This window comes from Dietzia sp. UCD-THP (assembly GCF_000349585.1).
GTDB classification, from domain to species: Bacteria; Actinomycetota; Actinomycetes; order Mycobacteriales; family Mycobacteriaceae; genus Dietzia; species Dietzia natronolimnaea_A.
Genome location: NZ_AOSR01000002.1, coordinates 59,018 through 80,122 on the forward strand (window position 1 = coordinate 59,018; position 21,105 = coordinate 80,122).

Sequence of the window (21,105 nt, forward strand, 5' to 3'; positions counted from 1 at the left end):
ACCCCCACCCAGATCCGCGCGCCTCATCGGACCGACACGACGCGGCGGTGTTCTCGGGGCTGCAGGACGGCCCGGGCACCCCGCCCGACCCCACCGACTCCGAGGAGCGGCGGGTTCGGCTCCTGGCGGGCGCCCAGACCACTCTCAACGATCACGCGGACGTGCTGGCCCCTCTCGCGTCGGCGTTCGCCGAGGCCGGTCACGAGCTCTTCCTCGTCGGCGGGAGTGTGCGCGACGCCGTTCTCGGCCGACTCGGCACGGACCTGGACTTCACCACGGACGCGCGGCCCGAGACGGTCCGCGGAATCCTCGAGACCTACGCGGACACGGTGTGGGACACCGGGATCGAGTTCGGCACCCTGTCGGCGGTCAAGCACGACGTTTCCGGTGTCGAGCAGCAGATCGAGATCACCACGTTCCGAGCGGACTCCTACGACGGGGTGACCCGCAACCCCGACGTGGTCTTCGGGGACAGCCTGGAGGGAGACCTGGTCCGTCGCGACTTCACGGTCAACGCCATGGCGGTGCGGCTGCACCCGGACGGGCGTCACGAGTTCTGTGACCCCCTGGACGGGATGGAGGCCCTTCTCGCGGGTGTCCTGGACACCCCAGCGGCCCCGGAGCAGTCGTTCTCGGACGATCCGCTGCGCATGCTCCGGGCCTGCCGGTTCGTCTCACAGCTGGGTTTCTCCCTCGCGCCCCGGGTGTTCCGGGCGATGTCGGAGATGACCGCCGAGATCGACAGGATCACCGTCGAGCGGGTCCGCGCGGAGTTGGACAAGACCATCCTGGGTGACTATCCGATCGACGGGATCAACATGCTCTGTGAGGCCGGGTTGGCCGACCGCGTGTTGCCCGAGGTGCCGGGGATGAAGCTGGAACGCGACGAGCACATGCAGCACAAGGACGTGTACTGGCATTCGCTCACCGTGCTCAAACAGGCCATCGACCTCGAGCCGGAGGGGCCGGACCTCGTGTTGCGCTGGGCCGCGCTGCTGCACGACGTGGGCAAGCCGGCCACGCGCGCGGCCAAACCCGGCGGCGGTGTGACGTTCCACCACCATGAGGTGGTGGGCGCCAAGATGGTGCGCAAGCGCATGCGTGCGCTCAAGTACTCCAAGCAGATGATCGAGGACGTCTCGGGGCTGGTGTTCCTCCACCTGCGCTTCCACGGGTACGGCGAGGGGCAGTGGTCCGACTCCGCCGTGCGCCGCTACGTCTCCGACGCGGGCCACCTGCTCCCCCGACTCCACCGGCTGGTGCGCGCGGACTGCACCACGAGGAACAAGCGCCGCGCGGCCAGGCTCCAGGCCAGCTACGACTCCCTCGAGCACCGCATCGCCGAGATCGCGGAGAAGGAGGATCTGGCCCGCGTCCGGCCGGACCTCGACGGCAACGAGATCATGCGGTTGCTCGATCTCAAGCCCGGGCCGGACGTCGGCCGGGCCTGGGCCTTTCTCAAGGAGCTGCGCCTGGACCGCGGCCCACTGGACCGCGACGAGGCGGAGGCCGAACTCCTCCGGTGGTGGGCCGAGCGGAACAGAGGCCCGCGGAATGAAGGCCCGCAGAACGGCGACCCGGCGTGATCGGCGGCGCGGTCGATCGCTATCTCCACTCGACCGCGGGCAGGGCCGTGGCCGCCGTCCTGGCCACGGTCGGCACGGTCCTCCACACGGTCGGCATCCCGGGCCTCCAGCAACTCCCCCCGTACCGCATCGACCTGGACGTCTACCGGGTCGGCGGGCAGGTCTTCCGGGACGGCGGCGATCTCTACGGCGAACTGCCCCGGTTGGCGGAGGGGGCGCACCTGCCCTTCACCTATCCCCCGCTCGCGGCCCAGATCTTCGCCCTGTTCACGCTGGTCCCCCTGGCGGTGGCCTCGGTCATCATCACGCTGGCCACCATCGCGGTGCTCGCCTTGGTGGTGCAGCTGGTCCTCAGCCGCACCTGTGATCGTCCGGTCCGCGAGTTGTGGTGGCTCACGGTCGCGGTGATGGCCGTGGCGTTGTGGTTCGGACCGGTTCGCGAGACGATCGGGTTCGGGCAGATCAACGTCTTCCTCATGGCGTTGGTGCTGGTGGACGTGATCCGTGGCCGGGGTCGCTGGTGGGGCGGGGTACTCACCGGCCTGGCGATGGCGATCAAGCTCACCCCCGCGGTGTTCCTGCTGTACTTCGTGCTGCGTCGCGACTGGAGGGGTCTGGGGACCGCGGTCCTCGCCGCGCTCGCCTTCACCGGCATCGGTCACCTGATGACCCCGGCCGACTCGGCCCGCTACTGGTCGTTCGCGATCCGCGATCCCGCCCGAATCGGCGCACTGTCGTTCTCCTCCAATCAGTCGGTCAACGGGTTCGTGCACCGCCTCGGACTCGAGGGTTCGGCGGCATCGGTGGCGTGGTTCGCGGTGTCCGCGCTGGTGGGCCTGGGTATCGCCTGGGTGGCGTGGCGGCTTCTGCGCCACGGGCACGAGGTCGCCGCCGCGGTCGCGGTGGGGTTCGTCGCCCTGTTCTGCTCGCCGGTGTCGTGGGGGCACCACTGGGTCTGGTCGGTGCCGGCCGTCGTTCTCACGGTGGTGTGGGCGGCGCGCGCGGCCGAGAGGGACGACGACGACGAGCGTGGCTGGCTCGTCCTGGCGGGCACCGGCCTCGTGGTCTTCCTAAGCACACCACAGTGGTGGTTCCCCCATGACGAGGGGCGTGAACTCGCGTGGGGCCCGATCCAGCACCTCGTGGGCGACGCCTACCTCCTCTGGGCGTTGGTCTTTCTCGTGGTCGTCGGCCTCCGGGCCGCGCGGCTCGGAGCTCCCGACCTGCACGGGGACCCGGACAGGCCGGTGCTCCTCGTGCGCCGCGGCTCCCGCTGAACGATCGGTCAAGAGCCTCGACCCCTCTGTGGAAGGAGGCCGGGTTGTCCACAGATCGCCGCTCGGTACTGGCCCGGGCCACCTGGCCGCGACACCATTTCGGCCATGGACTACTTCTTCGGAGACGGCGTCGGTGAGCCGACGCACTGGCAGGGCACGCCCGACCTCACCCTCGGGACCGGTGCCGCGGACGCGTTGTGGCTGGACTTCGACGGCGACGGGCACGCCGACGACGCCCTATGGGACTCGACCGGCGACGGGATCGCCGACCGCGTGGTGACCGACGTGGGCACCGGCGCCCAGGAGGTCTACTCGGACGCGGGGGGCCGCGGGGTGTGGGACGTCTTCGCGGGCGGGGCCGGTGCGCTGGCCGCGGGATCCGTGGGTGCGGGCTCTGCGGGTGTGGGCTCTGTGGGCGGCGGTTCCGTCGGCGCGGGTTCTGTCGGCGGGGGTTCGGTGGCCGGTGGTTCTGTCGGCGGTGGTTCTGTCGGTGGGGGTTCGCTGGCGGCCGGGTCGCTCGTGGCCGGCGCCGCGGGAGCGGGTGCGCTCGTCGACGGCGCGGTGGCGGCCGGTGCGGACGCCCTCGGCGCGCTCCCGGACTGGGGCGCTCTGCTCGCGGACGCGGTCGGATCCCTCGATCACGGTTCGCTTGAGTCGGAATGGGCCAGATGGACGGCTCCCCCGGTCATCGAACCGGCTCCGGGGCCACCGCCCGCACCCGCCGATCAGGTCCCGCCTCCCGCTCCGGCGCATCCGGGCCCCGTGCAGGGCGGAACTACTCCGGATCCCGCTCCCCCGATCGTCGAAGCAGATGGTTCGCTGACGGTGGACACCGGCAGTGGGCTGATGTCGGTCATGGACGCGAGCGGAGACGGCCACCTGGATGTCGCACTCCCCCACGGTTCGGTCCATGTGGGCTCCATCGACGCCGGCGCGCTGGGCGCGGGATCCGTGGCGGCCGGGTCCGCCGCGGCGGGGTCGGCCACCGCCGGCTCGGTGGGGGCAGGGTCAGTCGGCGGAGGCTCGATCGGGACGGGTTCTGCGGGTGTGGGCTCTGTGGGAATGGGCTCTGTCGGTGGCGGCTCGGTGGCGGCCGGGTCGCTCGGCTTCGGCTCCTGATCGGAGGCCCATCGCGACGGCGATCATCGCCGCCACGCTGTAGAGGGCGACCGGAACCAGCATCAGGAGCACCGAGCGGCCGTCGGCGGGGACAAAGGGCAGGACGACGACCATCCCCACGACGAACGCTGAGTTGAACAGCGCGTCCTGCAGTGCGAACACCCCGCCCCGACGGGCGTCCGGGACGTCGGTCTGCATGGCGTTGTCGGCGACCAACTTGACCACTTGCGCGCCCAGGCCCAGTGCCAGGGCCCCGGCCACCAGGGCGGTGGGGTCGAGTGTGGGCCCCACCGCCAGCTGGGCCACCCCGGACACGGCGGCGCCGGCCGCGACGACCAGGATCCGGCGGGCGCGGGCGATGGCCCACGGGGTCACCACCGCGGCCAGTCCCATCCCGGCGGCGACAGCCGCGGACAGGAGCCCGAAGCCGCCCATCCCGGCGACCACCGGGCCCCCTCCCCCCTCGGACTCCACATTGCGCAGTAGCAGGACCGCGAGCATGGTGGTGATACCGAAGGCGGCCCGACCGAGCGTCACGCCGGCCAGCGCGGCCCAGACCAGGGTGGTGGAGCGGGCGGCGCGAACGCCCTCGGCCAGTCCCCGGGCGAACAGCCCCAGTGCATCCCGGGCCACGCCGTCACCGGAATCCGTGGTGATTTCCTCGTCGTCGGGCCCGAGGTGCCGCGGGGGCAGCGCCAGGATGGCCCACACCCCCAGGACGGCGGTGATCACGGCGGGCACGAGCGTCCACGAGACGGCTGCGTCGCCGGCGCCGAGCACCGCGAGCACCGCGAACGCCGCGACCGCACCGACCGCGGTCACCACCGATCCGACTGTGACGAGAATCGAGTTCGTGGCCGCGAGGATCCGCTCCGGCACCACCCGGGGCATCGACGCGGTCATCCCGGTGTTGATGAGCCGGCCGAGTCCGATCGCCACCAGAGACAGGCCGAACAGAGCGGCGAGCCCTGCACCCGAATGCACGGCGCCGACGGCGATCAGCGCGATCGTGGCGATGATCGCGACCGTCCTGATCAGCGCGGCCACCGCCACCACGACCCGTCTGTCCCAGCGGTCGAGGGCGGCGGCGGCGAACGGGCCGACGATCGAGTACGGCAGCAGCATCACGGCGAACCCGCCCGCGATCGCGGCCGGGGTCGTGGCGGACTCGGGGCTGAAGAGCACGATCCCGCCGAGCGCGGCCTGGTGGATCCCCTCACTGAGCAGGGCGGCCAGGCGCGCGGTGGACAGGCGGCCGAGACCATCGGACTCCCGCAACGCGGCGATCAGGCGACCGCGCGTCGTGTCGGCCGGTCCTGCGGTCGGAGAGGTCACGGGAGCCACCGTAGCGAGACCTGATCGAGGGGACGTGGATGTGGGCGAGCGGCGGCGCGGGCATCATGGTCGCATGGACACGGGACCGGACGATCTGAGCGGCGGGGGCCTCTTCGGTGACCGCCTCTACGACGCGATGGACAAGCGCGATCCCGTCGCCGGTTCGCTGCTCATCGCGGCGCCCGACATGCCGGACCCCAACTTCAAGCGGGCGATCATCTACGTGATCGAACACGACCATTCCGGTTCTCTGGGAGTGGTGATCACCCGACGGAGCGAGACGCCGGTCGAGACGATCCTGCCCGCGTGGGCGGAGATGTGTGCGCCACCAGCGGTGTTCCACATCGGGGGGCCGGTCAAACCGGACACCGGCATCGCCCTGGTGGTGCTCGGGTCGGGGGTCGACGCCGAGACCTCCTCGGGTCTGCAGCAGATCGAGGGACGGGTCCACGTGGTGGATCTCGACAGCGATCCCGACCAGCTGCGGGACAACGTCGAGGGGATGCGGGTCTTCGTCGGCTACACCGGATGGGCGCCCGGGCAGCTGCAGGGGGAACTGGATCGTGGCGACTGGTACGTGGCCCCCAGCCTCCCGAGTGATCTGCTCGCGCCGTCGCACGTGGACGTCTGGGGCACCGTGCTGCGCCGGCAGGAGATGCCTCTCCCCCTCTACGCCACCTTCGTCAGCGACGGGGACGTGAACTGATCTGTCGGGCTTCGGTCGTCGGGACTCTCCTCCCGTTCAACCGCTCGCGCGCGGAGGTGCCGCGCCGATCGAGTGGGATGGTCCCCGTCGCGGCGGCGAGCCCCACCCGAGCGCCATCTCCGTAGAAGGTCTCGATGCCCCCCTCATCCACGACGTAGGTCTCGTGCCAGATCCCCACGGCGCCGGGGTTTCTCCGGGCCCTGGCGTTGAAGTCGCGCCACGCAGGCATGTGCGCTCTATCTGTGTCTCGTGCGTACGAATAGAGCTGGTCGACGGAATCCCAGTACTGGACGACCCAGGGGCCGTTCGCGCCGAGCAGGGTCTGAGCCCCGAGGAACCCCAGGTCCTCGGCCTCTCCCCGGTCGGCCGACACGCGATTGCGATCGAGTTCGGCGAGCATCCTGGGCATCGCGCGGAACACGGGCAGCCACAGGTCGGGGCGGAAGGGGCGATGAATTGTCATGCCGATGTGAAAGACGACGAGGCCGCCGTCACGGGCGTGGGTCACGGGCCGTGGCCGCTCTGGGGTCGTGCGGGTGGACGATCGCGTGGTCATGACAACTCCTCCCGATGCTGTCTCGGCGCCGTGCCGATGACAGTTGGATACTTCGAGTATCCATTGTTGGATACTGCTACTATCCAGTAGTTGAACGTCGTTGTCGAGAGGGGCGGAGTGAGGATCTCGGAACTCGCCGAGGTCACGGGGAGCACCGTGACGACCCTGAAGTTCTACCTGCGACGGGGTCTGCTCCAGCCCGGGCATTCGGTTACTCGCACCCAGGCCGAGTACGGCGCCGAGCACGTCGAGCGGGTGCGGTTGGTCAGGGCGCTATCCGAGGTGGGCGGCTTGGACCTGGCCGCGGTGGGTCGAGTATTGGAGGCTATCGGGGCCCCCGATGTCGGACGGTTGGACGTGATGGCCACCGCCCAACACGCGCTGTCGGGAGAACGTGGGCACGAGAGCGCGGGTGAGGGTGACGACGCGCCCCGCGGTGATGAGCGCACGCGCGCCTGGATCGCCGCCCGCAAGTGGCAGGTAGATCTCCGCGATGCCACTGTCGATCGACTCTCCGAGGCGTGGGGTGCCTGTGACGACGCCGGGATCGGGTTGGACGAGGGTCGACTGGACGCCTATGCCGACGCCGCCGAGCGGATCGCCCGCATCGATGTCGCCTCGGTCCCGCCTGAGCCGGCGGCGGCGGTGCGACAGGTTGTGCTCGGAACCGTGCTCGTCGAGCCCGTCCTCGCCGCGTTGCGCTTGCTCGCCCAGCAGCACATGGCAATCACCGGCGGCGCTGATCCCACCAAGTGAGATCCGATAGTCATATAGTAGGACGGAGCGTACCGTCGTCCTGGTGAGAACCGGACCCGCTGACGTCAATAGTGTGGCACCCCGCCACTGGGCGATCCTCGCGGTCGGTACTCTCGCCGCCTCCTCGGCGTCGGTGTTCGTGGCGGGTGTGGCGTTCCTCCTGCCCTTCCTGCACACGGAGGTCGGCCTGTCGCTCCCCGCGGCGGGTGCGCTCGTGGCGCTGCCCTCGGTGGGGACCGCGCTGACCCTGGTGGCGTGGGGGTGGCTCGTCGATCGGACCGGAGAGCGGCTCGTGCTCGTGAGTGGGTCCGTCCTCACCACGGCCGCCCTCGCAGGCGCCCTTGTCACCCCGTCACTGGGCCTGCTCGCGGCGTGCTTCCTGCTCGCGGGCGCGGCCTCGGCCTCGGCCTCCTCCGCGAGTGGTCGACTCGTGGTGGGGTGGTTCCCCGCGCGACGACGGGGCATGGCGATGGGCGTCCGCCAGATGTCTCAACCCCTCGGGGCGGCGATTGCAGCGATGTCGATGCCCGCGCTGGCAGCCTCGCACGGTCTGCGTGCAGCCCTGGCGGTCCCCCTGGTCATGGCGGGGGTCTCGGCGATCGCCGCCCTCGTCGTCGTCACCGATCCTCCCCGACCGGACCGCGACGATCCGGAGTCCGCCCCACTCGCCACCTCGCCCTACCGGGCCGCCTGGTACCTGCAGCGGATCCATGGTGTCTCGGTGTTGCTCGTTCTCCCCCAGGCGCTCATGCAGTCATTCATGCTCGCGTGGCTGGTCCTCGGGCACGGGTGGTCCCCCGTCTCGGCGGGCGCGGTGGTGACGGTCGCGCAACTCCTGGGGGCGGTCGGGCGGATCGTCGCAGGCGTGATCTCCGACCGCGTGGGCTCGCGACTGACACCGCTTCGCGCAGTCGCCGTATCGGTCTCCGCGGGCCTGTTCGCCCTGGCGGCCGCAGAGGTCGCCGGCGCACCCGGAGCCGTCGCCGTGGCCCTCGCCGTCGTTGCCGCGGTGCTGGCCGTGGCCGACAACGGCCTCGCCTTCACCGCGGTCGCCGAGCACGCCGGTCCGCACTGGAGTGGGCGCGCCCTCGGCGTTCAGAACACCGCGCAGTTCCTCGCCATCTCCGCGGTCACCCCGGTGTTCGCGGCTGGGATCGACCGGTGGGGTTACGGGCCGGTCTTCGCCGGAGCCGCGGTGGTCGCCGCTCTGGCGGTGCCCATCGTGCCACGCGTCGATCGGTCCCGGTGAGATCGACCGGAAATCGCGGTGGCCGCGCTGGTCACCCGGTGTGTGCGTGGTCCTCTCCCGCGAGGACCACGCGATAGCCGTCCGGATCCCGCAACCAGATCTCGTGGTGACCGGCGTCGGGATTGAACCGGAAAGGATGGTCGACCTCGACCGTCGAGTCCTCGATCCTCGTCAGTGCAGCGTTTAAATCGGTGACCTCAAACCACACCACCACCCCGTTCCCTACCGGCACGGATGGGTCGGCGAGCGGGCCGTGGTTCCGGTCACCGGCGCGGGAGTGGAGCTGAAGAACAACGCGACCGCCCGCGACGATCTGCTCGTAGGCGACGCCACCGTGGCCGCTCTCGGCACCCAGGACCCGCTGGTACCAGCGACTCGAGGTCGGAACGTCGGCCACCACCAGTAGAGGCCGCGGCCGGACGTTCACGTGCTCGCGTCCGGTGCCGGCTGCCCCCGGTACTGCCCCACCGACCACACGTTTCCCTCGGGGTCGCGCGCGGAGAAGGTGTGGTCGCCGTAGTCGGTGTCGTGCAATTCCATGACGAGCTCGGCCCCCGCCGCCAGGGCGCGCTGGTAGACGGCGTCGGAATCGGCCGTCACCACGTACGCGAGACCCGTCCCTGGTGGTGTGGCGTGTGGGTCGTCGTCCGCTCTCCCGCCGTCCCCGAGCATGACGCCTCCGCCCTCCGGCCAAAGCAGTTCGGCGTGGACGATGCGGCCGTCGTCGGTGTGCGAGACGGTCTCGACGAAGCCGAGTGTGGTGACGAGCCAGTCGATGACGAGGCGGGAGTCGGTGCAGCGGAAGCAGTGCCAGACGGTGGGCGCGGGTTCGGCGCCGGGTTCGTGAGTAGTCATGCCGGTGAGTCTCCTCCGTGGACCGGTGGCCAGGCTTGGATGTTTCGGAACTCCTCGGCGATCCAGTTGGTCGGTGATGTGCCCGCGTAGCGGCGGTAGGCGGCGTCGAGGTGGGCGTGGTCGGCGTACCCGTGGTCGTGGGCGAGGTCGGCCAGTCGGAGCCCGTCCGGCCGTGGCCCCGAGGCCCGACGAACAACCTTTCTCAAGGCGGAGTGGGCTGCCTCGAACCGCAGCAGATCGGCGAGCTCCTTGGTCCCGATTCCCAGCTCAGCCCTGCAGAGCGTCGACAGATGCCGGGGCGTGACCCCGACCTCGGAAGCGACGTCTGCCACCCGCATCCGGCCACCGGACCGCTCGAGCAGGCGCCACGCGCCCACCACCTCGCGGCGCGGCCCGGGCACGCGTTCGTGCCTGCCCGCCGCCGAGGCCAATCCCGCGGCCACAAGCTCCGCCCGGTCACGGGGATGAGCGGACGCGACCCGCGAGTGCAGTGCCCGGATCCGCGACCCGAGGACGTCCTCGCCGTCGTGGGTGAGCTCGGAGAGGGCTGCCGCAGGTACCCCGAGCAGGCGCCGGGCGGCGAGGGGGTGCACCTCGACCTGGACCCCTTCCTCGCGGTCCGGTCGTTGCAGATAGACGGGCCGGGTGTGAAACCCGCCGATGCACACGTCGTGGCGCACCCCCTCCTGACGAGCCCACTCGGCGTAGGAATACGAGCACAACAGCGGAGAATCCGTGGCGACGACCAGGGTCAGAGACGAGGACGGCAGTCCTCGGTGGGGAGGCCGTTGCGGCCGCGGGCCGATCCCCTCCACGGCATAGGGGATCAGCCGCCTGACCCCGGGCGGCGGAGTGGCCTCGCGCACGCTCACGGCACCCAGTGTGCCGCCTCCCGTCGGGGGTGGCCAGACCCTCGCGGTCGCTACACTGCTCGGCGTGCCGTCCGCCCCCTCTACCAGTGCAGAGATCCGCAAGGGTCTGGCTGACTGCTCGACCGTTGGGCTGGGTCTGGTCCCGCTGGGGCTGGCGTTCGGGGTGCTGCTCACCCAGGCGGGATTCGCGTGGTGGTGGGCGCCGGTGTTCTCGGTGGTGATCTACGCCGGCTCCATGGAGTTCCTGGCGATCGGATTGCTCGCGGCCGTCACTCCCCTGTACTCGCTGGCGGCGGCGGCGTTCCTCGTGAACTTCCGTCACGTGTTCTACGGGCTCAGCTTCCCGTTGGAGGCGATCCGCTCGCGACTCGGTCGGCTCTACTCGGTGTACGCGCTCACGGACGAGGTCTACGCGATCACCGCCACCAAGAGGCGCAGCGAGATGACCGGGCCGCGGACGCTGACCATCGCGATCACCTGCCAGACCCTGTGGGTGGTGCCCGGCGTCGTCGGCGCGCTGATCGGCACAGCCCTGCCGGAGGGGTTGGATGGTCTGCAGTTCGCGTTGACCGCGCTGTTCGCCGTTCTCGCGGTGGACGCGTGGCGCGCCTCGGGAGATCTACCGGCGCCTGTGATCGGGCTGGTGTGCGGTCTGGTGGCGGCGTGGCTCGCGCCGGACCAGATGCTGATCGTCGGGTTGTGCGCCTTCGTGGTGGTGTTGATCGCGCGGTACGCGTGGGCGGCCCGCGAGGGGCGGGAACCGACGTGAACTCTGCGGTGACCGACGTCCCCGTGCCGGGTGCCGGCTACCTGCTCGCCGGGTTGGGCGTGATATTCGTCGTGACGGTGGCACTGCGCGCCGCTCCGTTCGTCGCGCTGACCAGGCTCCGCGACTCGCGTCTCGTGCGCTATCTGGGTCGCACGATGCCAGCCGGTGTGATGGCCGTGCTGGTGGTCTACACCCTTCGCGACACCACTGTCGAGCTCGGTTCCTGGCTGCCCGCCGCCGCGGCGCTGACACTCACGCTGACCGCGCACCTCGCATTTCGGCGCGCAGCGGTGAGCATCATCCTGGGAACGGCGACCTACATGGTCCTTTTGGCCGCGCTCGGGTGAGCGTGGCCCGGCCTGTCCCCCGCCGCCAGTGCCACCGCCAGCGTTCGGCGAGTCGCTGCTCAGTGGGCCACGGGGCAGGCGCCCAGCTCCACCTTCCACTCGGTGAGGCCGTTGAGCCACCCGGACCGCAGCCGGGTGGGTTCGCCGAGTGAGGTCAGGTCGGGGAAGAAGTCGGCGACGGCGTTGAAGATCAGCTCGAGCTGCATCCGCGCGAGATTGGCGCCGAGGCAGTAGTGGGGACCCTGCCCACCGAAGGTCACGTGCGGGTTCGGGTCGCGCAGGATGTCGAACGTGAACGGGTCCTCAAACACGTCCTCGTCGAAGTTGGCCGAGCCGTAGCAGATCAGCACGCGGTCGCCCTTGGCGATGGACACGCCGCCGATCTCGACGTCCTCCATGGCGGTGCGCTGGAACTGGGTGATCGGAGACGCCCACCGGAGGATCTCGTCATACGCCGTCTCGGGCCGGTCGCGCTTGAACAGCTCCCACTGGTCGGGGTTCTCGAGCATGGCCACCATCCCGTGGGTGGTGGCGTTGCGGGTGGTTTCGTTTCCGGCCACCGCCAGGAGCGTGACAAACCAGCCGAACTCGTCGGCAGAGAGGTGCTCGCCGTCGACGTCGGCCTGGACGAGCTTCGTCACGATGTCGTCTCGCGGATTGGCGGCCCGGTCCTCGGCCATGGCGTTCGCGTACCCGATGAGTTCCATGGACGCGATGGCGGGAGCGTCCGGGTCGCCGCCGGCGTCGTAGCTGGTCATGATGTTGGACCACTCGAAGATCTTGTGGCGGTCCTCCTGCGGCACGCCCAGCAGATCCGCGATCGCCTGCAGCGGGAGCTCGGAGGCGATCGCGGTGACGAAGTCGTCGGCGTTCGACTCGGCGGCGGCCGTGACGATCTGACGCGCCCTGTCAGCGAGCTCGTCCCGCATCCCGGCTACGCCGCGGGGGGTGAACCCGCGGGAGATGATGCGCCGGTGCTTCTTGTGGATCTCGCCGTCCTCGTTGACGAGCATCTCCCGCTGGGCCTCGATGATCGAGCGGTCGGTGCCCTCGGAGAACCGCGGGATCATCGTGTTCTCCCCCGCGGAGAACAATTCTCCGGTGAGGCGCGAGATCTCCTTGACGTCGGCGTGCCTGGTCACCAGCCAGTAGTGGTCGTCATCGAAACCGTCTGAGCCGGGTCGCTTGTCGACGCGGCGGATCGGCTCGGACTGCCGGAGCTGGCGCCACTCCTCATGTGGGAGCCGCTTCTCGAACAGGTCCGGGTTGGTGAAGTCGAATCCCGCCGGGATAGTCACGTTCACGGTGTCTCCTGCGCCTCGTCCCCCGCCGGGGTCGGCAGGTGTGGGAAAGGTGAATAGTGGTAACTATATACACGTGGCGCTATCCGTGAGTGAGATTCTCGACCGCGCGTTGATGCTGGCCGAGGAGATGTCGGGCTCGATCGAGCGCGCCGCGGCGAACTATGGACTCACCGTTCCTCGGCTCGAGTTGCTGTTCGTGCTGGGCCTCGAAGGCGAGTGCAAACAGGTGGAGCTGGCGACCTTCCTCGACTGTTCTCCGCGGCAGGTCACCGCACTCGTCGACGGTCTGGTCGCGAGCGGCCACGTGGTCCGGACCATGCCGGCGGACGACCGGCGGGTCCGCCTGGTCAACCTCACCGACGAATCGCGACGGATCGTGGATGAGGTCGTGTCGGCGCGCGTCGCCCTGGCGGAGTGGCTGTTCGAGGGGCTCGACGACGACGATCTGCAGACGTTCGGCGCCGTCTCGGAGAGGCTGGTGTCCCGGATGGGTGGGCGGGCCCTGAGTCGGCTCTCAGCCCAGTAGTCAGGGCTGCCGAGTCAGTGCTGTGCAGGCCGTGCAGCCGGTGGCCTCCCGGGCGTATTCGACGAAACCGCGGGACAGGTAGTTCGGCATCGCGGCAGGGGAGTCGTCCACGCAGGTGTGCAGCCAGACCCTGCGTCACCCCTGGACCTGCCACGCGATCCGGGTGACCTCGGAGAGGAACCACCCGCCCAGACCTAGGCCGGCGAATCGGGGGAGCAGCCCGAAGTAGACGATCTCGACATCAACGCCGTCCCCAAGGTCGTCGAGGTCTGCACCCGGTTCGTCCCCGCACGGGCTCATGCGCAGTTCAGCGAATCCGGCTGTCTCGCCACCCCGGCGCGCTCGGAAGGTGGTGACGCAGGGGTCAGCGCAGTAGGAGGCCCAGCGTCCGTCCGACCAGTCGAGTCTGTCGTTCCACTGCCAGTCGGCGCCGATCTCGTGGTACATCTGCGAGTTGAAGGCGGGCTCGGCCGGGAAGACCCGGGAGATCGTCAGGTCCGCGCGGCGAGCCGGGCGCAGCCACGAAGCGTCCGTCTGCTGCAGGTAGGTCACGCTGCTCATCGCGCTAGTCAAACACCGCAGCCCTGCGGCCACCCAACCGGAGTCGGAGGCCGCAGGGCGCGGGTGGTGCTGGAGTTCAGTTGACGGTGAGGTGTACTCCCGGGATGTTGAGGCCGTTGACCGCTCCCGCAACAGCGGCCGCGCCATTGTTGAAACCATCCGCACTCGCACTCTGGAGACCTGCTCCGGTGAATGGATTGGCCGCGGCGGCGCCACCGAGCCCGACAGCTGAGACTGCGCTACCGGTGCCGAGTCCTGCGGCGCCGATCCCAGCAGCGAGCGGTGAGACACCGAGCGCCGCAGCGGGACCGAGATACGGCAGTATCGCCGCTCCGAGGGCGATGAGTGCGGTGATGGGGTCCATCATGGTTCCTTTCGTTGATGTGGTGGAACGTCAGCCGATGGTCACGTGCCTCGGCTGAACAACTGGGGGCGGCTGAACCGGGAGCAGCGGGATGTTGATGGCCGGAGGTGCGGGCGCAGGCGCTGGAGGGGGCGCCGGAGCGGGCGGCGGCGCAGGCGGGATAGGAGGGGCGGGCCGGTACGGCTGCCTCACCGGGGCCGGTGCGGGAGCCGGAGCCACCCGGGCGGGTACGGGCTCTGCTGCGGGCGCCACCGCGGGTGCCGCGCCCGTCACCGGAGGTGCGCCACTAGCACTGGCTGACGCTGTCGAGTTCCGCGTGACCGGGGCGGTGGACGTCGCGGCCGTGGCCGCGGTAGGGCGGTTTGCGGGGATGGGTGACGATGCCGGGCGAGCGGAGGTGGTCAGACCCGCTTGCGAGACCCGGGACTCCGACGAGACCGCCTGAATGCCGGAGTTCGTTGCTCCCGCCGAAAGGATCGCGGCGACCGCGCCTCCGGTGATGCCCACCAGGGCGAGCCCGGTGAGGACGACCGCCGCCGCAGCCGAACGGCGTGTGGTCGGCGAAGCGCCGTCGTCCATGCCCACCCTCCCGTGATGTCGCGTCTGTTTCTTGCGTCTCGTGGTCCCCTGGTGGATGCCACTGTGCTGACGCGGCGAGAACGTTAAGGCGAGGGCTAACGGTGCTCAATTGCTTCGTTGGCTAAGCACGAGAGTCGAGGCTCGGTGCTCTGACCTGCTGATACATCGTCAACATTCAGTCGTCGGCGTCGGCCCAGGTAGCGGCCTAAAATCGGGTCGCGAGGGCATGCGGGAGGACCAAGGTGTGAATTGCTTAATCTGTGACCCAGCGTGATGCAGTTCACTCCTGGAATGTTCAGTTGCGGTTCAGCCCGGCCTCCGTAGGCTCGCGCCCATGACCAGCGTTCTCATGATCCTGTCCGCCGCCGACCACTGGACCCTCAAGGACGGTTCCGCGCACCCCACCGGATTCTGGGCCGAGGAGTTCGTCACCCCCTACGAGGTCTTCACGGGAGCCGGTTGGGAGGTCACGGTGGCCACTCCCGGTGGCCGCGCTCCGACGGTCGACCAGGCCAGCCTCGCCGACGGGGCCGGCGACCCGGAGACCCTCGAGAAGGTCAAGGCCTCGCTCGACCGTCTCGACCCGGTTCTCACGGCACCCGTCGATCTCGCCTCCGTGACTCACGCAGACTTCGACCTGGTCTTCTACCCCGGAGGCCACGGACCGCTCGAGGACCTGGCCGTGGACAGCACCTCCGGGGCCATCCTCTCCGAGCGCGTGAGCGCCGGGTCGCCCCTGGCCCTGCTCTGCCACGCCCCGGCGGCACTGCTCGCAGCGTCCGAGACCCCGGCGTCCTCACCGTTCGCCGGATACCGGGTCACCGGCTTCTCCAACGTCGAGGAGGAGCAGGTCGGCCTGGCCGCCAACGCCCCCTGGCTCCTGGAGGACAAACTGGTGGAGCTGGGTGCCGACTACTCCAAGGCCGCCGAACCCTGGGGCTCGTACGTCGTGGTGGACCGGAACCTCTACACCGGCCAGAACCCGCAGTCCTCCGCCGAACTGGCCGAGCGGCTCGTCGCGGATCTCGCCGGCTGAGCCGATGGATCAGGTCGTCGACCAGCACGCGATCATCAACGGCCACCGCGTCGCCCACGGTGTCCACGGGGCCGGCGAACCTGTGGTGCTGGTGCACGGCACCCCGTCGTCGTCATATATCTGGCGGAACGTCGTGCCACGGCTCGTCGACGCCGGGTACCGCGTCCACGTCTTCGACCTACTGGGCTACGGCCTGTCGGAGAGGCCGCGGGACCCGGCCGTGGACACGTCGATCACCGGTCAGGTCGCCGTTCTGGCGGAACTGCTCGACCTGTGGAGGTTGGACACGTTCCACCTGGTCGCACACGACATCGGAGGCGGCGTCGCCCAACGGTTCGGGGTCCGCTCGATCAAGCGCCTGCGCACGCTGACGCTGATCGACGTCGTGAGCTTCGACTCCTACCCCTCCGAGCGCACCCGGCAGCAGATGGCCGACGGGCTGGAGGTGCTGGCGAAGAAGCCCGACGACGAGCACCGCGAGCATTTCCGCAAGTGGCTGCTGTCCACCCACAGCGACCCCTCGGGCTTCGACCCGGAGGCCCTGCGCATCTACGTGGACCTCATCAGCGGACCGATCGGCCAGCCGAGCCTCTTCCAGCACCAGGTGGCGCACTACGAGCCCGTCCACACCATGGAGATCAGCGACCAACTGGACACGCTGGGCCGGGTCCCGGTCCAGATGATCTGGGGTGCCGATGACACCTGGCAGGTCATCGAGCACGCCCACCGCCTGCAGCGGGCGATCCCGGGCAGCGGGCTCCACGTGATCGAGGAGTGTGGCCACTTCGCCCCGGAGGAACGCCCGCGGAGGTGGCGGCCGCAGTGCTCGAGTTCCTGGAGCAGAACCGCTCCTAGCTGTGGTGTCCAGGGGCGTCGGCGCCTCACGCGGCGGGCGCGGCAGACCCCTCCGCCCGGCCGTAGTGCCCCGCCAACCACGCACACACGATGAGCTGGATCTGGTGGAACAGCATCAGGGGGAGCACCAGGAGCCCGACCGGCTGGCCGACGAACAGCACCGCGGCCATGGGCAGCCCGGTCGCCAGAGACTTCTTGGACCCGCAGAACTGCACGACCCTCTTGTCCCGATCGGCGAATCCGAGCGCACGGGAGATCAGCTCGGTCAACCCCAGCACCACCGCGAGCAGGACGCAGCACGCGGCGATCAGCCACGCCAGCTGGGCCGGTCCGACTCTCGACCAGATGCCGTCGGCGACGCCCTCGGAGAACGCCGCGTAGACGATCAGGACGATCACCGACTTGTCGAACAGCGCCAGCCGTCTGATCCTGGAGATGACCGGCAGAACCCAGCGTCGCAGCAGCTGGCCCAGCACGAACGGCAACAGCAGCTGCAGGGCGATCTTCCCGACCGAGTCCCACGTGATCACCACCGCTCCGTCCCGGGTCATGAGGGCGAAGACCAGCAGGGGAGTGAGGACCACCCCGAGGAGGTTCGACACGGACGCCGAGACCACGGCAGCGCTGACGTGGCCGCGGGCGATCGCCACGAACGTGATCGAGGACTGCACGGTCGACGGCACGAGCGTGAGGAAGAGGAATCCGGCGGCCAGCGGCTCGCCGAGCACCGGCGTGAGGGCCCAGCTGCCCAGCAGGCCGAGTGCCGGGAACAGCAGGAACGTCGCGGCCAGCACCACGGAGTGCAGCCGCCAGTGCCTGACACCGGCCAGGAGCTCGCGGGGCTCCAGCCGCGCGCCGTAGAGGAAGAACAACACGGCGATCCCGATGGTCGTGACCCAGCCCAACGCGGTCGCGGCCCCGCCGGTGGCAGGCAGCACCGCCGCCACCACGACGGCGGCCAGGATCGCCAGGATGAACGGCTCGATCCGGAGGCGACGCAGGAATCTCATCGGCCCATCTCACCACTCCGCGGCGCAGGAGGTCCGCGCGAGGCCCCGGGACGGGTGAGGTCCCGGCAGGCGCGGGACCCCTGGTGCAGCCCGATAGGCTCGGGGCATGACAGAGAGCGCCCGCCAGGGATGGCGGCCCAGGTCGTTACGCGACGGAGAGGAACCGGACCCGCGGTTCACGCTCGCCAACGAGCGGACCTTCCTGGCGTGGATCCGCACGAGCCTCGGCCTGATGGCCGGAGCCGTGGCGATGGAGGCCTTCGCCGGGGACGAGATTCCGGAGATCATCCGCACTCCGCTGGCCTGTGTCCTGCTGGTGATGGCGGCCCTGTTGGCCACCGTGTCGTTCCGACGGTGGATCCGCATCGAGGCCTCGATGCGCCACAACAAGCCACTTCCCGTCCCGCAGGCGTCGATCCTCCTGGTGCTGGGTATCGCGATCGGCGCGATCCTGCTGGTCCTCGCGATCCTCGGTGGCACCATCGCATGAGCGTTCCGCGGCGGCGCATCGGCGTGCGCCCAGAGGCCGTGCCGCCCGACGTCGGCCTGCAGGCCGAGCGCACCAGCCTGTCGTGGGCGCGGACCTGGGCCGTGGTGACCGTCAACATCATCCTCGTGGCGAAGTTGATCGCGGAGACCGCGTGGGTCTGGGCGGCCGTCTTCGCGACCCTCCTGGTGGTCCCGCTGCTCGCGCTGCTCAGGGTGCAGCGGCACCACGAGCAGCGGGTGGGGCGGTTCGTCCGGGCGGGTGAGGTCCAGCAGACCCAGGCCCGCTACAACATCGGGCTGGTGGCGATGGTGCTGGTGATGGCCGGGTGCGGCCTCGCCGCCGTCCTGGTGAGGGTGCTCTCGTAACAGCAGCACACGGCTCCGAGGGCATCCGCACCCGCGCCCGCACCTGCGCCCGCGCCCGGCCTGGGACGACCGGCCGGGGCAGACGGATCAGGTGTTCTTCAGGCGCCCGCTCAGGGCGTCACGGAGCCGGTCAACCATGCCGACACCGGGCCCCAGCGTCATGTGGAACAGCTCGGAGTGCGGCGACCCGGGGTGCGGCCGGGTGGGGGCGATCTTCTTGGCCGCCTCGACCTTGCGGCCCAGATCGAGCAGGTCCTCTGCGGAGACGGCTGCCCGGAGCTTGGGGAACTGGTCGGTCTCTTCGTCGTCGGCGTGGTGATCGAGGAGTTCCTTGAAACGCTTAACGGTGGCGATGAACTCGGCGCTCTCGGAGTCCAGGCCCTCGAGCTCCTTCATCACCTCTTCGATCTCCTGGTGCTCCTTCTTGTCGTGCTCGACCTCGTCGCCGCCGTCCGGAATCTCGCGCTCGTAAACGGGGTAGACGAACAGCTCCTCGGCCACCGAGTGGCGGGTCACCTCGGCGATCACGGAATCGGCCAGCGCACGGCGCTCGGAGGGGTCGGTGGTCTCCTCGATCATCTCGATCAGCCCGATCATCTCGCGATGGTCGGCGGTGAGGATGTCGACGACATCCTGGTGGGATTCGGTCGCGGATGTCTGGGCCATGGCGAACTCCTTCACGTGTGGGCCGGATGGATATCCGACCGTAGGCAGCGCGAGGCCAGTGGGCCACCGGTCGAGGTCGGCTGCGCGCCCGGATGCGCGGCCCAGTGGGTGCCCGCGCGCGCCACCGCGGCGCCGTACACCGGGCGTGAATACCGGGACTACCGGGTGGAGGTGCCCTCGGGTTCGCACATGCCCTGCAGGGCGCACGAACCGCACCCGCCGGTCACGCTGCAGTCGGTGGCCGGGTCGGCGGGATCGGCGGGATCGTCGGAGGGGTCACCGGAACCGGAGGCGTGCCCGCCGCACCCGCCCTCGGAGCCGCACCCGCACCCGCTCTCGTCCTGATCCGGGTCCTGCGCGGCGTCCCACAGCGCGGCCGCGCGTGATCCGGCGAGGCCGGCGGCGCTGAGCAGCGCGAGGGAACCCAGAAGGGCGACGACGACGACGAGGCCACCGACCCAGCCCCCGATCAACCCCACGCCGAGCGCGCCGAGCAGAAGCGTCAGACCCGAGCCGATGAGGGCGGGTCCGGCGGCGCGGTTGGCGAGCGTCCAGGCCTCGGGGGAGCGTCGGGTCTCCGGGGTGCGCACACCCAGGACGCCGTTGCCCGGCAGCCGGCCGAGCGACCCCAGCAGGCCGGTGACGCCGACCACGAGGGCGAGACCCGCCAGCACCACCACGACCACCATGAGCACTGCGTTCACGCTTCCGAGGGTACGCCCGCGGCGGCGTAATTCCGATTCGCCTCGTCCCCTGTCGGATCGTTCCCGGCAGTGCCCTCGATCAGTGCCAACAGGCGCGCGAGCTCGCGCTTGCCCTGCTCGTCGAGGCGGTCCAGGAACTCCCGGCGCACGGTGGCGACGTGGTCGGGTGCGGCCCGGGCGATCTCGCGCATCCCCTCGGAGGTGGCGGAGACGAAGGCGCCCCGGCCATCGGTGGGGCAACTCGTCCGCTGAACCAGCCCCCGCCGGACCATCCGGGTGACCTGGTGGGAGAGCCGGCTCCGCTCCCATTGCAGGACATCGGACAGCGCGGTCATGCGAAGCGGCCCGTCGGCCTCGCTCAGGTACACGAGCACCTCGAACTCCGGCTCCGTCAGACTGGACGTGGCCTTGAGGTCTCTCTGGATGGCCAGGTGGAGGCGCCCCTGGATAGCCAGGTAGTCGCGCCAGAGGGCCTTCTCCTCGTCGGTCAGCCATCTGACGTCGTCGGTCACCGGGGATTCGCTCATGGGCCCAGTCTACGCCCATAGTTGACACGACACCTAGTGCGGCGCTAAAAGTGTGTGACGCATCATCCGGATGCGTGACCCGAAAGGACTGAACACTTGAGCGCCTCAGAACTCGCCACCCCGACGGCCGCCGCCCGTACCGCGGCGGCCGACACCCTCGTCCCCGTGCCCGGACTCGTCCGCGACATCGGCCTCCTGCTCACCCGGGTCCTGCTCGGCGTCGTGCTGATCGCCCACGGTTGGGAGAAGCTCGTCACCAACGGCGCGGGCGCCACCGGCGAGTTCTTTGACTCCGTCGGCGTCCCGGCCGCCCAGGCCGCCGCGGTGTTCGCGGGAGTGGTCGAGCTGGCCGGAGGAATCCTGCTGGTGGTGGGCCTGCTCACCCAGGTGGTGGCGGCGCTCGTCGTCGTCGTCATGTTGGGCGCCTACCTGTTCGTCCACCAGGGCGCCGGCATCTTCGCCACGAACGGCGGCTGGGAGCTCGTCGCCGTGATCGCGCTGGCCGCCGTCGTCTTCGGCCTGGTCGGCCCCGGGCGGTACAGCCTCGACGCGCTGATCGCCGGACGTCGCGCCACCAGGTCCTGACTCGACGCCCGCCGCCCCCGCCGACCCCGGCACCCTAGGCACCCCGCCGCCCCCGTCGCCCCCGCCGTCCCCACATCGAGAAGAGCGTTCCGCACACCGCCTCTCG

At 70.1% G+C, this 21,105-nt stretch carries 27 protein-coding genes; 15 read left to right on the forward strand and 12 right to left on the reverse strand.

All coding sequences use genetic code 11. The annotated features are described in order from the left end of the window. Nucleotides 1-47: 47 nt before the first annotated feature. The 3 genes from H483_RS20785 (at nucleotide 48) to H483_RS40440 (ending at nucleotide 3,982) form a co-directional block, all read left to right on the forward strand. Entirely contained in the window at nucleotides 48-1,586 is a 1,539-nt protein-coding gene (locus tag H483_RS20785) for a CCA tRNA nucleotidyltransferase (protein ID WP_017835156.1), read from the forward strand. Then, nucleotides 1,583-2,863 carry a glycosyltransferase 87 family protein gene (locus H483_RS20790; protein WP_017835157.1) on the forward strand — a complete coding sequence of 427 codons (1,281 nt, stop codon included), beginning with the start codon at nucleotides 1,583-1,585 and terminating at the stop codon, nucleotides 2,861-2,863. The genes H483_RS20785 and H483_RS20790 overlap by 4 nt, the downstream gene beginning before the upstream one ends. A 105-nt stretch (nucleotides 2,864-2,968) precedes the next feature. Next, on the forward strand, nucleotides 2,969-3,982 hold the full coding sequence (locus H483_RS40440; protein ID WP_052308358.1) for a hypothetical protein: 1,014 nt from the start codon (nucleotides 2,969-2,971) through the stop codon (nucleotides 3,980-3,982). Here H483_RS40440 and H483_RS20795 read toward each other — a convergent pair. Continuing rightward, entirely contained in the window at nucleotides 3,872-5,317 is a 1,446-nt protein-coding gene (locus H483_RS20795; RefSeq protein WP_017835158.1) for an MFS transporter, read from the reverse strand. The two genes, H483_RS40440 and H483_RS20795, sit on opposite strands and share 111 nt — an antisense overlap. A gap of 73 nt (nucleotides 5,318-5,390) precedes the next feature. On the opposite strand from H483_RS20795, the gene H483_RS20800 reads away from it, so the two are divergent. Continuing rightward, on the forward strand, nucleotides 5,391-6,023 hold the full coding sequence (locus H483_RS20800; protein WP_017835159.1) for a YqgE/AlgH family protein: 633 nt from the start codon (nucleotides 5,391-5,393) through the stop codon (nucleotides 6,021-6,023). Here H483_RS20800 and H483_RS20805 read toward each other — a convergent pair. Beyond that, on the reverse strand, nucleotides 6,001-6,579 hold the full coding sequence (locus H483_RS20805; RefSeq protein WP_017835160.1) for a DUF4188 domain-containing protein: 579 nt from the start codon (nucleotides 6,577-6,579) through the stop codon (nucleotides 6,001-6,003). The genes H483_RS20800 and H483_RS20805 overlap by 23 nt on opposite strands. A gap of 90 nt (nucleotides 6,580-6,669) precedes the next feature. Here H483_RS20805 and H483_RS20810 point away from each other — a divergent pair, with 90 nt between their 5' ends. Then, complete coding sequence (locus H483_RS20810) at nucleotides 6,670-7,335, forward strand: MerR family transcriptional regulator (RefSeq protein WP_202959085.1); 666 nt, start codon at nucleotides 6,670-6,672, stop codon at nucleotides 7,333-7,335. Nucleotides 7,336-7,378: 43 nt separating this feature from the next. Then, on the forward strand, nucleotides 7,379-8,584 hold the full coding sequence (locus tag H483_RS20815; protein ID WP_238556189.1) for an MFS transporter: 1,206 nt from the start codon (nucleotides 7,379-7,381) through the stop codon (nucleotides 8,582-8,584). 31 nt (nucleotides 8,585-8,615) lie between these two features. Here the strand turns inward: H483_RS20815 and H483_RS20820 are convergent, their stop codons facing one another. Genes H483_RS20820 through H483_RS20830 form a run of 3 tightly spaced genes read right to left on the reverse strand, consistent with a single transcriptional unit; the run spans nucleotide 8,616 to nucleotide 10,311 of the window. Beyond that, complete coding sequence (locus H483_RS20820) at nucleotides 8,616-9,011, reverse strand: VOC family protein (protein ID WP_017835163.1); 396 nt, start codon at nucleotides 9,009-9,011, stop codon at nucleotides 8,616-8,618. Beyond that, a complete protein-coding gene (locus tag H483_RS20825; protein WP_017835164.1) occupies nucleotides 9,008-9,439 on the reverse strand; it encodes a VOC family protein in 432 nt (143 codons plus the stop codon). The genes H483_RS20820 and H483_RS20825 overlap by 4 nt, the downstream gene beginning before the upstream one ends. Continuing rightward, entirely contained in the window at nucleotides 9,436-10,311 is an 876-nt protein-coding gene (locus H483_RS20830) for an AraC family transcriptional regulator (RefSeq protein WP_141244267.1), read from the reverse strand. Before H483_RS20830 ends, H483_RS20825 begins: the two co-directional genes overlap by 4 nt. Nucleotides 10,312-10,375: 64 nt before the next feature. On the opposite strand from H483_RS20830, the gene H483_RS20835 reads away from it, so the two are divergent. Together H483_RS20835 and H483_RS20840 are read left to right on the forward strand one after the other, a co-directional pair. Further along, nucleotides 10,376-11,080, forward strand: coding sequence for an AzlC family ABC transporter permease (locus H483_RS20835; protein WP_031264360.1), 705 nt, complete (start codon nucleotides 10,376-10,378; stop codon nucleotides 11,078-11,080). Beyond that, nucleotides 11,077-11,427 carry a branched-chain amino acid transporter permease gene (locus H483_RS20840; RefSeq protein WP_238556190.1) on the forward strand — a complete coding sequence of 117 codons (351 nt, stop codon included), beginning with the start codon at nucleotides 11,077-11,079 and terminating at the stop codon, nucleotides 11,425-11,427. The genes H483_RS20835 and H483_RS20840 overlap by 4 nt, the downstream gene beginning before the upstream one ends. Nucleotides 11,428-11,486: 59 nt before the next feature. Here H483_RS20840 and H483_RS20845 read toward each other — a convergent pair whose 3' ends face one another. Continuing rightward, nucleotides 11,487-12,731 carry a cytochrome P450 gene (locus H483_RS20845; RefSeq protein ID WP_017835168.1) on the reverse strand — a complete coding sequence of 415 codons (1,245 nt, stop codon included), beginning with the start codon at nucleotides 12,729-12,731 and terminating at the stop codon, nucleotides 11,487-11,489. An 85-nt stretch (nucleotides 12,732-12,816) separates the two neighbouring features. Here H483_RS20845 and H483_RS20850 point away from each other — a divergent pair, with 85 nt between their 5' ends. Next, on the forward strand, nucleotides 12,817-13,257 hold the full coding sequence (locus tag H483_RS20850) for a MarR family winged helix-turn-helix transcriptional regulator (RefSeq protein WP_017835169.1): 441 nt from the start codon (nucleotides 12,817-12,819) through the stop codon (nucleotides 13,255-13,257). A gap of 135 nt (nucleotides 13,258-13,392) precedes the next feature. On the opposite strand, the gene H483_RS20855 is transcribed toward H483_RS20850, so the two are convergent. Both H483_RS20855 and H483_RS20860 read right to left on the reverse strand, forming a co-directional pair. Beyond that, complete coding sequence (locus tag H483_RS20855; RefSeq protein ID WP_017835170.1) at nucleotides 13,393-13,818, reverse strand: hypothetical protein; 426 nt, start codon at nucleotides 13,816-13,818, stop codon at nucleotides 13,393-13,395. Nucleotides 13,819-13,894: 76 nt separating this feature from the next. Further along, on the reverse strand, nucleotides 13,895-14,185 hold the full coding sequence (locus H483_RS20860) for a hypothetical protein (RefSeq protein ID WP_017835171.1): 291 nt from the start codon (nucleotides 14,183-14,185) through the stop codon (nucleotides 13,895-13,897). Nucleotides 14,186-14,273: 88 nt separating this feature from the next. Here H483_RS20860 and H483_RS39470 point away from each other — a divergent pair, with 88 nt between their 5' ends. From H483_RS39470 to H483_RS0118910, 3 genes are all read left to right on the forward strand, one after another. Further along, nucleotides 14,274-14,627, forward strand: a complete 354-nt coding sequence (locus tag H483_RS39470) for a hypothetical protein (RefSeq protein WP_193746827.1) — start codon at nucleotides 14,274-14,276, stop codon at nucleotides 14,625-14,627. Nucleotides 14,628-15,095: 468 nt separating this feature from the next. Then, nucleotides 15,096-15,797, forward strand: coding sequence for a type 1 glutamine amidotransferase domain-containing protein (locus H483_RS20865; RefSeq protein ID WP_031264362.1), 702 nt, complete (start codon nucleotides 15,096-15,098; stop codon nucleotides 15,795-15,797). A gap of 4 nt (nucleotides 15,798-15,801) precedes the next feature. Continuing rightward, nucleotides 15,802-16,746: an alpha/beta fold hydrolase gene (locus tag H483_RS0118910; RefSeq protein WP_017835175.1), complete on the forward strand. Its 945-nt coding sequence runs from the start codon at nucleotides 15,802-15,804 to the stop codon at nucleotides 16,744-16,746. Here the strand turns inward: H483_RS0118910 and H483_RS20870 are convergent. Next, nucleotides 16,679-17,662, reverse strand: coding sequence for a bile acid:sodium symporter family protein (locus H483_RS20870; protein ID WP_017835176.1), 984 nt, complete (start codon nucleotides 17,660-17,662; stop codon nucleotides 16,679-16,681). The two genes, H483_RS0118910 and H483_RS20870, sit on opposite strands and share 68 nt — an antisense overlap. A 106-nt stretch (nucleotides 17,663-17,768) precedes the next feature. Between H483_RS20870 and H483_RS20875 the strand changes: the two genes are divergently transcribed. Continuing rightward, on the forward strand, nucleotides 17,769-18,152 hold the full coding sequence (locus H483_RS20875; protein ID WP_017835177.1) for a YidH family protein: 384 nt from the start codon (nucleotides 17,769-17,771) through the stop codon (nucleotides 18,150-18,152). Then, nucleotides 18,149-18,517, forward strand: coding sequence for a DUF202 domain-containing protein (locus H483_RS20880; protein ID WP_017835178.1), 369 nt, complete (start codon nucleotides 18,149-18,151; stop codon nucleotides 18,515-18,517). Before H483_RS20875 ends, H483_RS20880 begins: the two co-directional genes overlap by 4 nt. An 87-nt stretch (nucleotides 18,518-18,604) precedes the next feature. Here the strand turns inward: H483_RS20880 and H483_RS20885 are convergent, their stop codons facing one another. The 3 genes from H483_RS20885 to H483_RS20895 all read right to left on the reverse strand — a co-directional run bounded on the left by H483_RS20885 (nucleotide 18,605) and on the right by H483_RS20895 (nucleotide 20,414). Continuing rightward, nucleotides 18,605-19,183, reverse strand: coding sequence for a hemerythrin domain-containing protein (locus H483_RS20885; RefSeq protein WP_031264364.1), 579 nt, complete (start codon nucleotides 19,181-19,183; stop codon nucleotides 18,605-18,607). A 158-nt stretch (nucleotides 19,184-19,341) separates the two neighbouring features. Further along, complete coding sequence (locus H483_RS20890) at nucleotides 19,342-19,887, reverse strand: SdpI family protein (protein WP_031264365.1); 546 nt, start codon at nucleotides 19,885-19,887, stop codon at nucleotides 19,342-19,344. Then, nucleotides 19,884-20,414: a MarR family winged helix-turn-helix transcriptional regulator gene (locus tag H483_RS20895; protein ID WP_017835181.1), complete on the reverse strand. Its 531-nt coding sequence runs from the start codon at nucleotides 20,412-20,414 to the stop codon at nucleotides 19,884-19,886. The genes H483_RS20890 and H483_RS20895 overlap by 4 nt, the downstream gene beginning before the upstream one ends. 96 nt (nucleotides 20,415-20,510) lie before the next feature. Between H483_RS20895 and H483_RS20900 the strand changes: the two genes are divergently transcribed. Next, a complete protein-coding gene (locus tag H483_RS20900; RefSeq protein ID WP_017835182.1) occupies nucleotides 20,511-20,999 on the forward strand; it encodes a DoxX family protein in 489 nt (162 codons plus the stop codon). Nucleotides 21,000-21,105 lie beyond the last annotated feature (106 nt).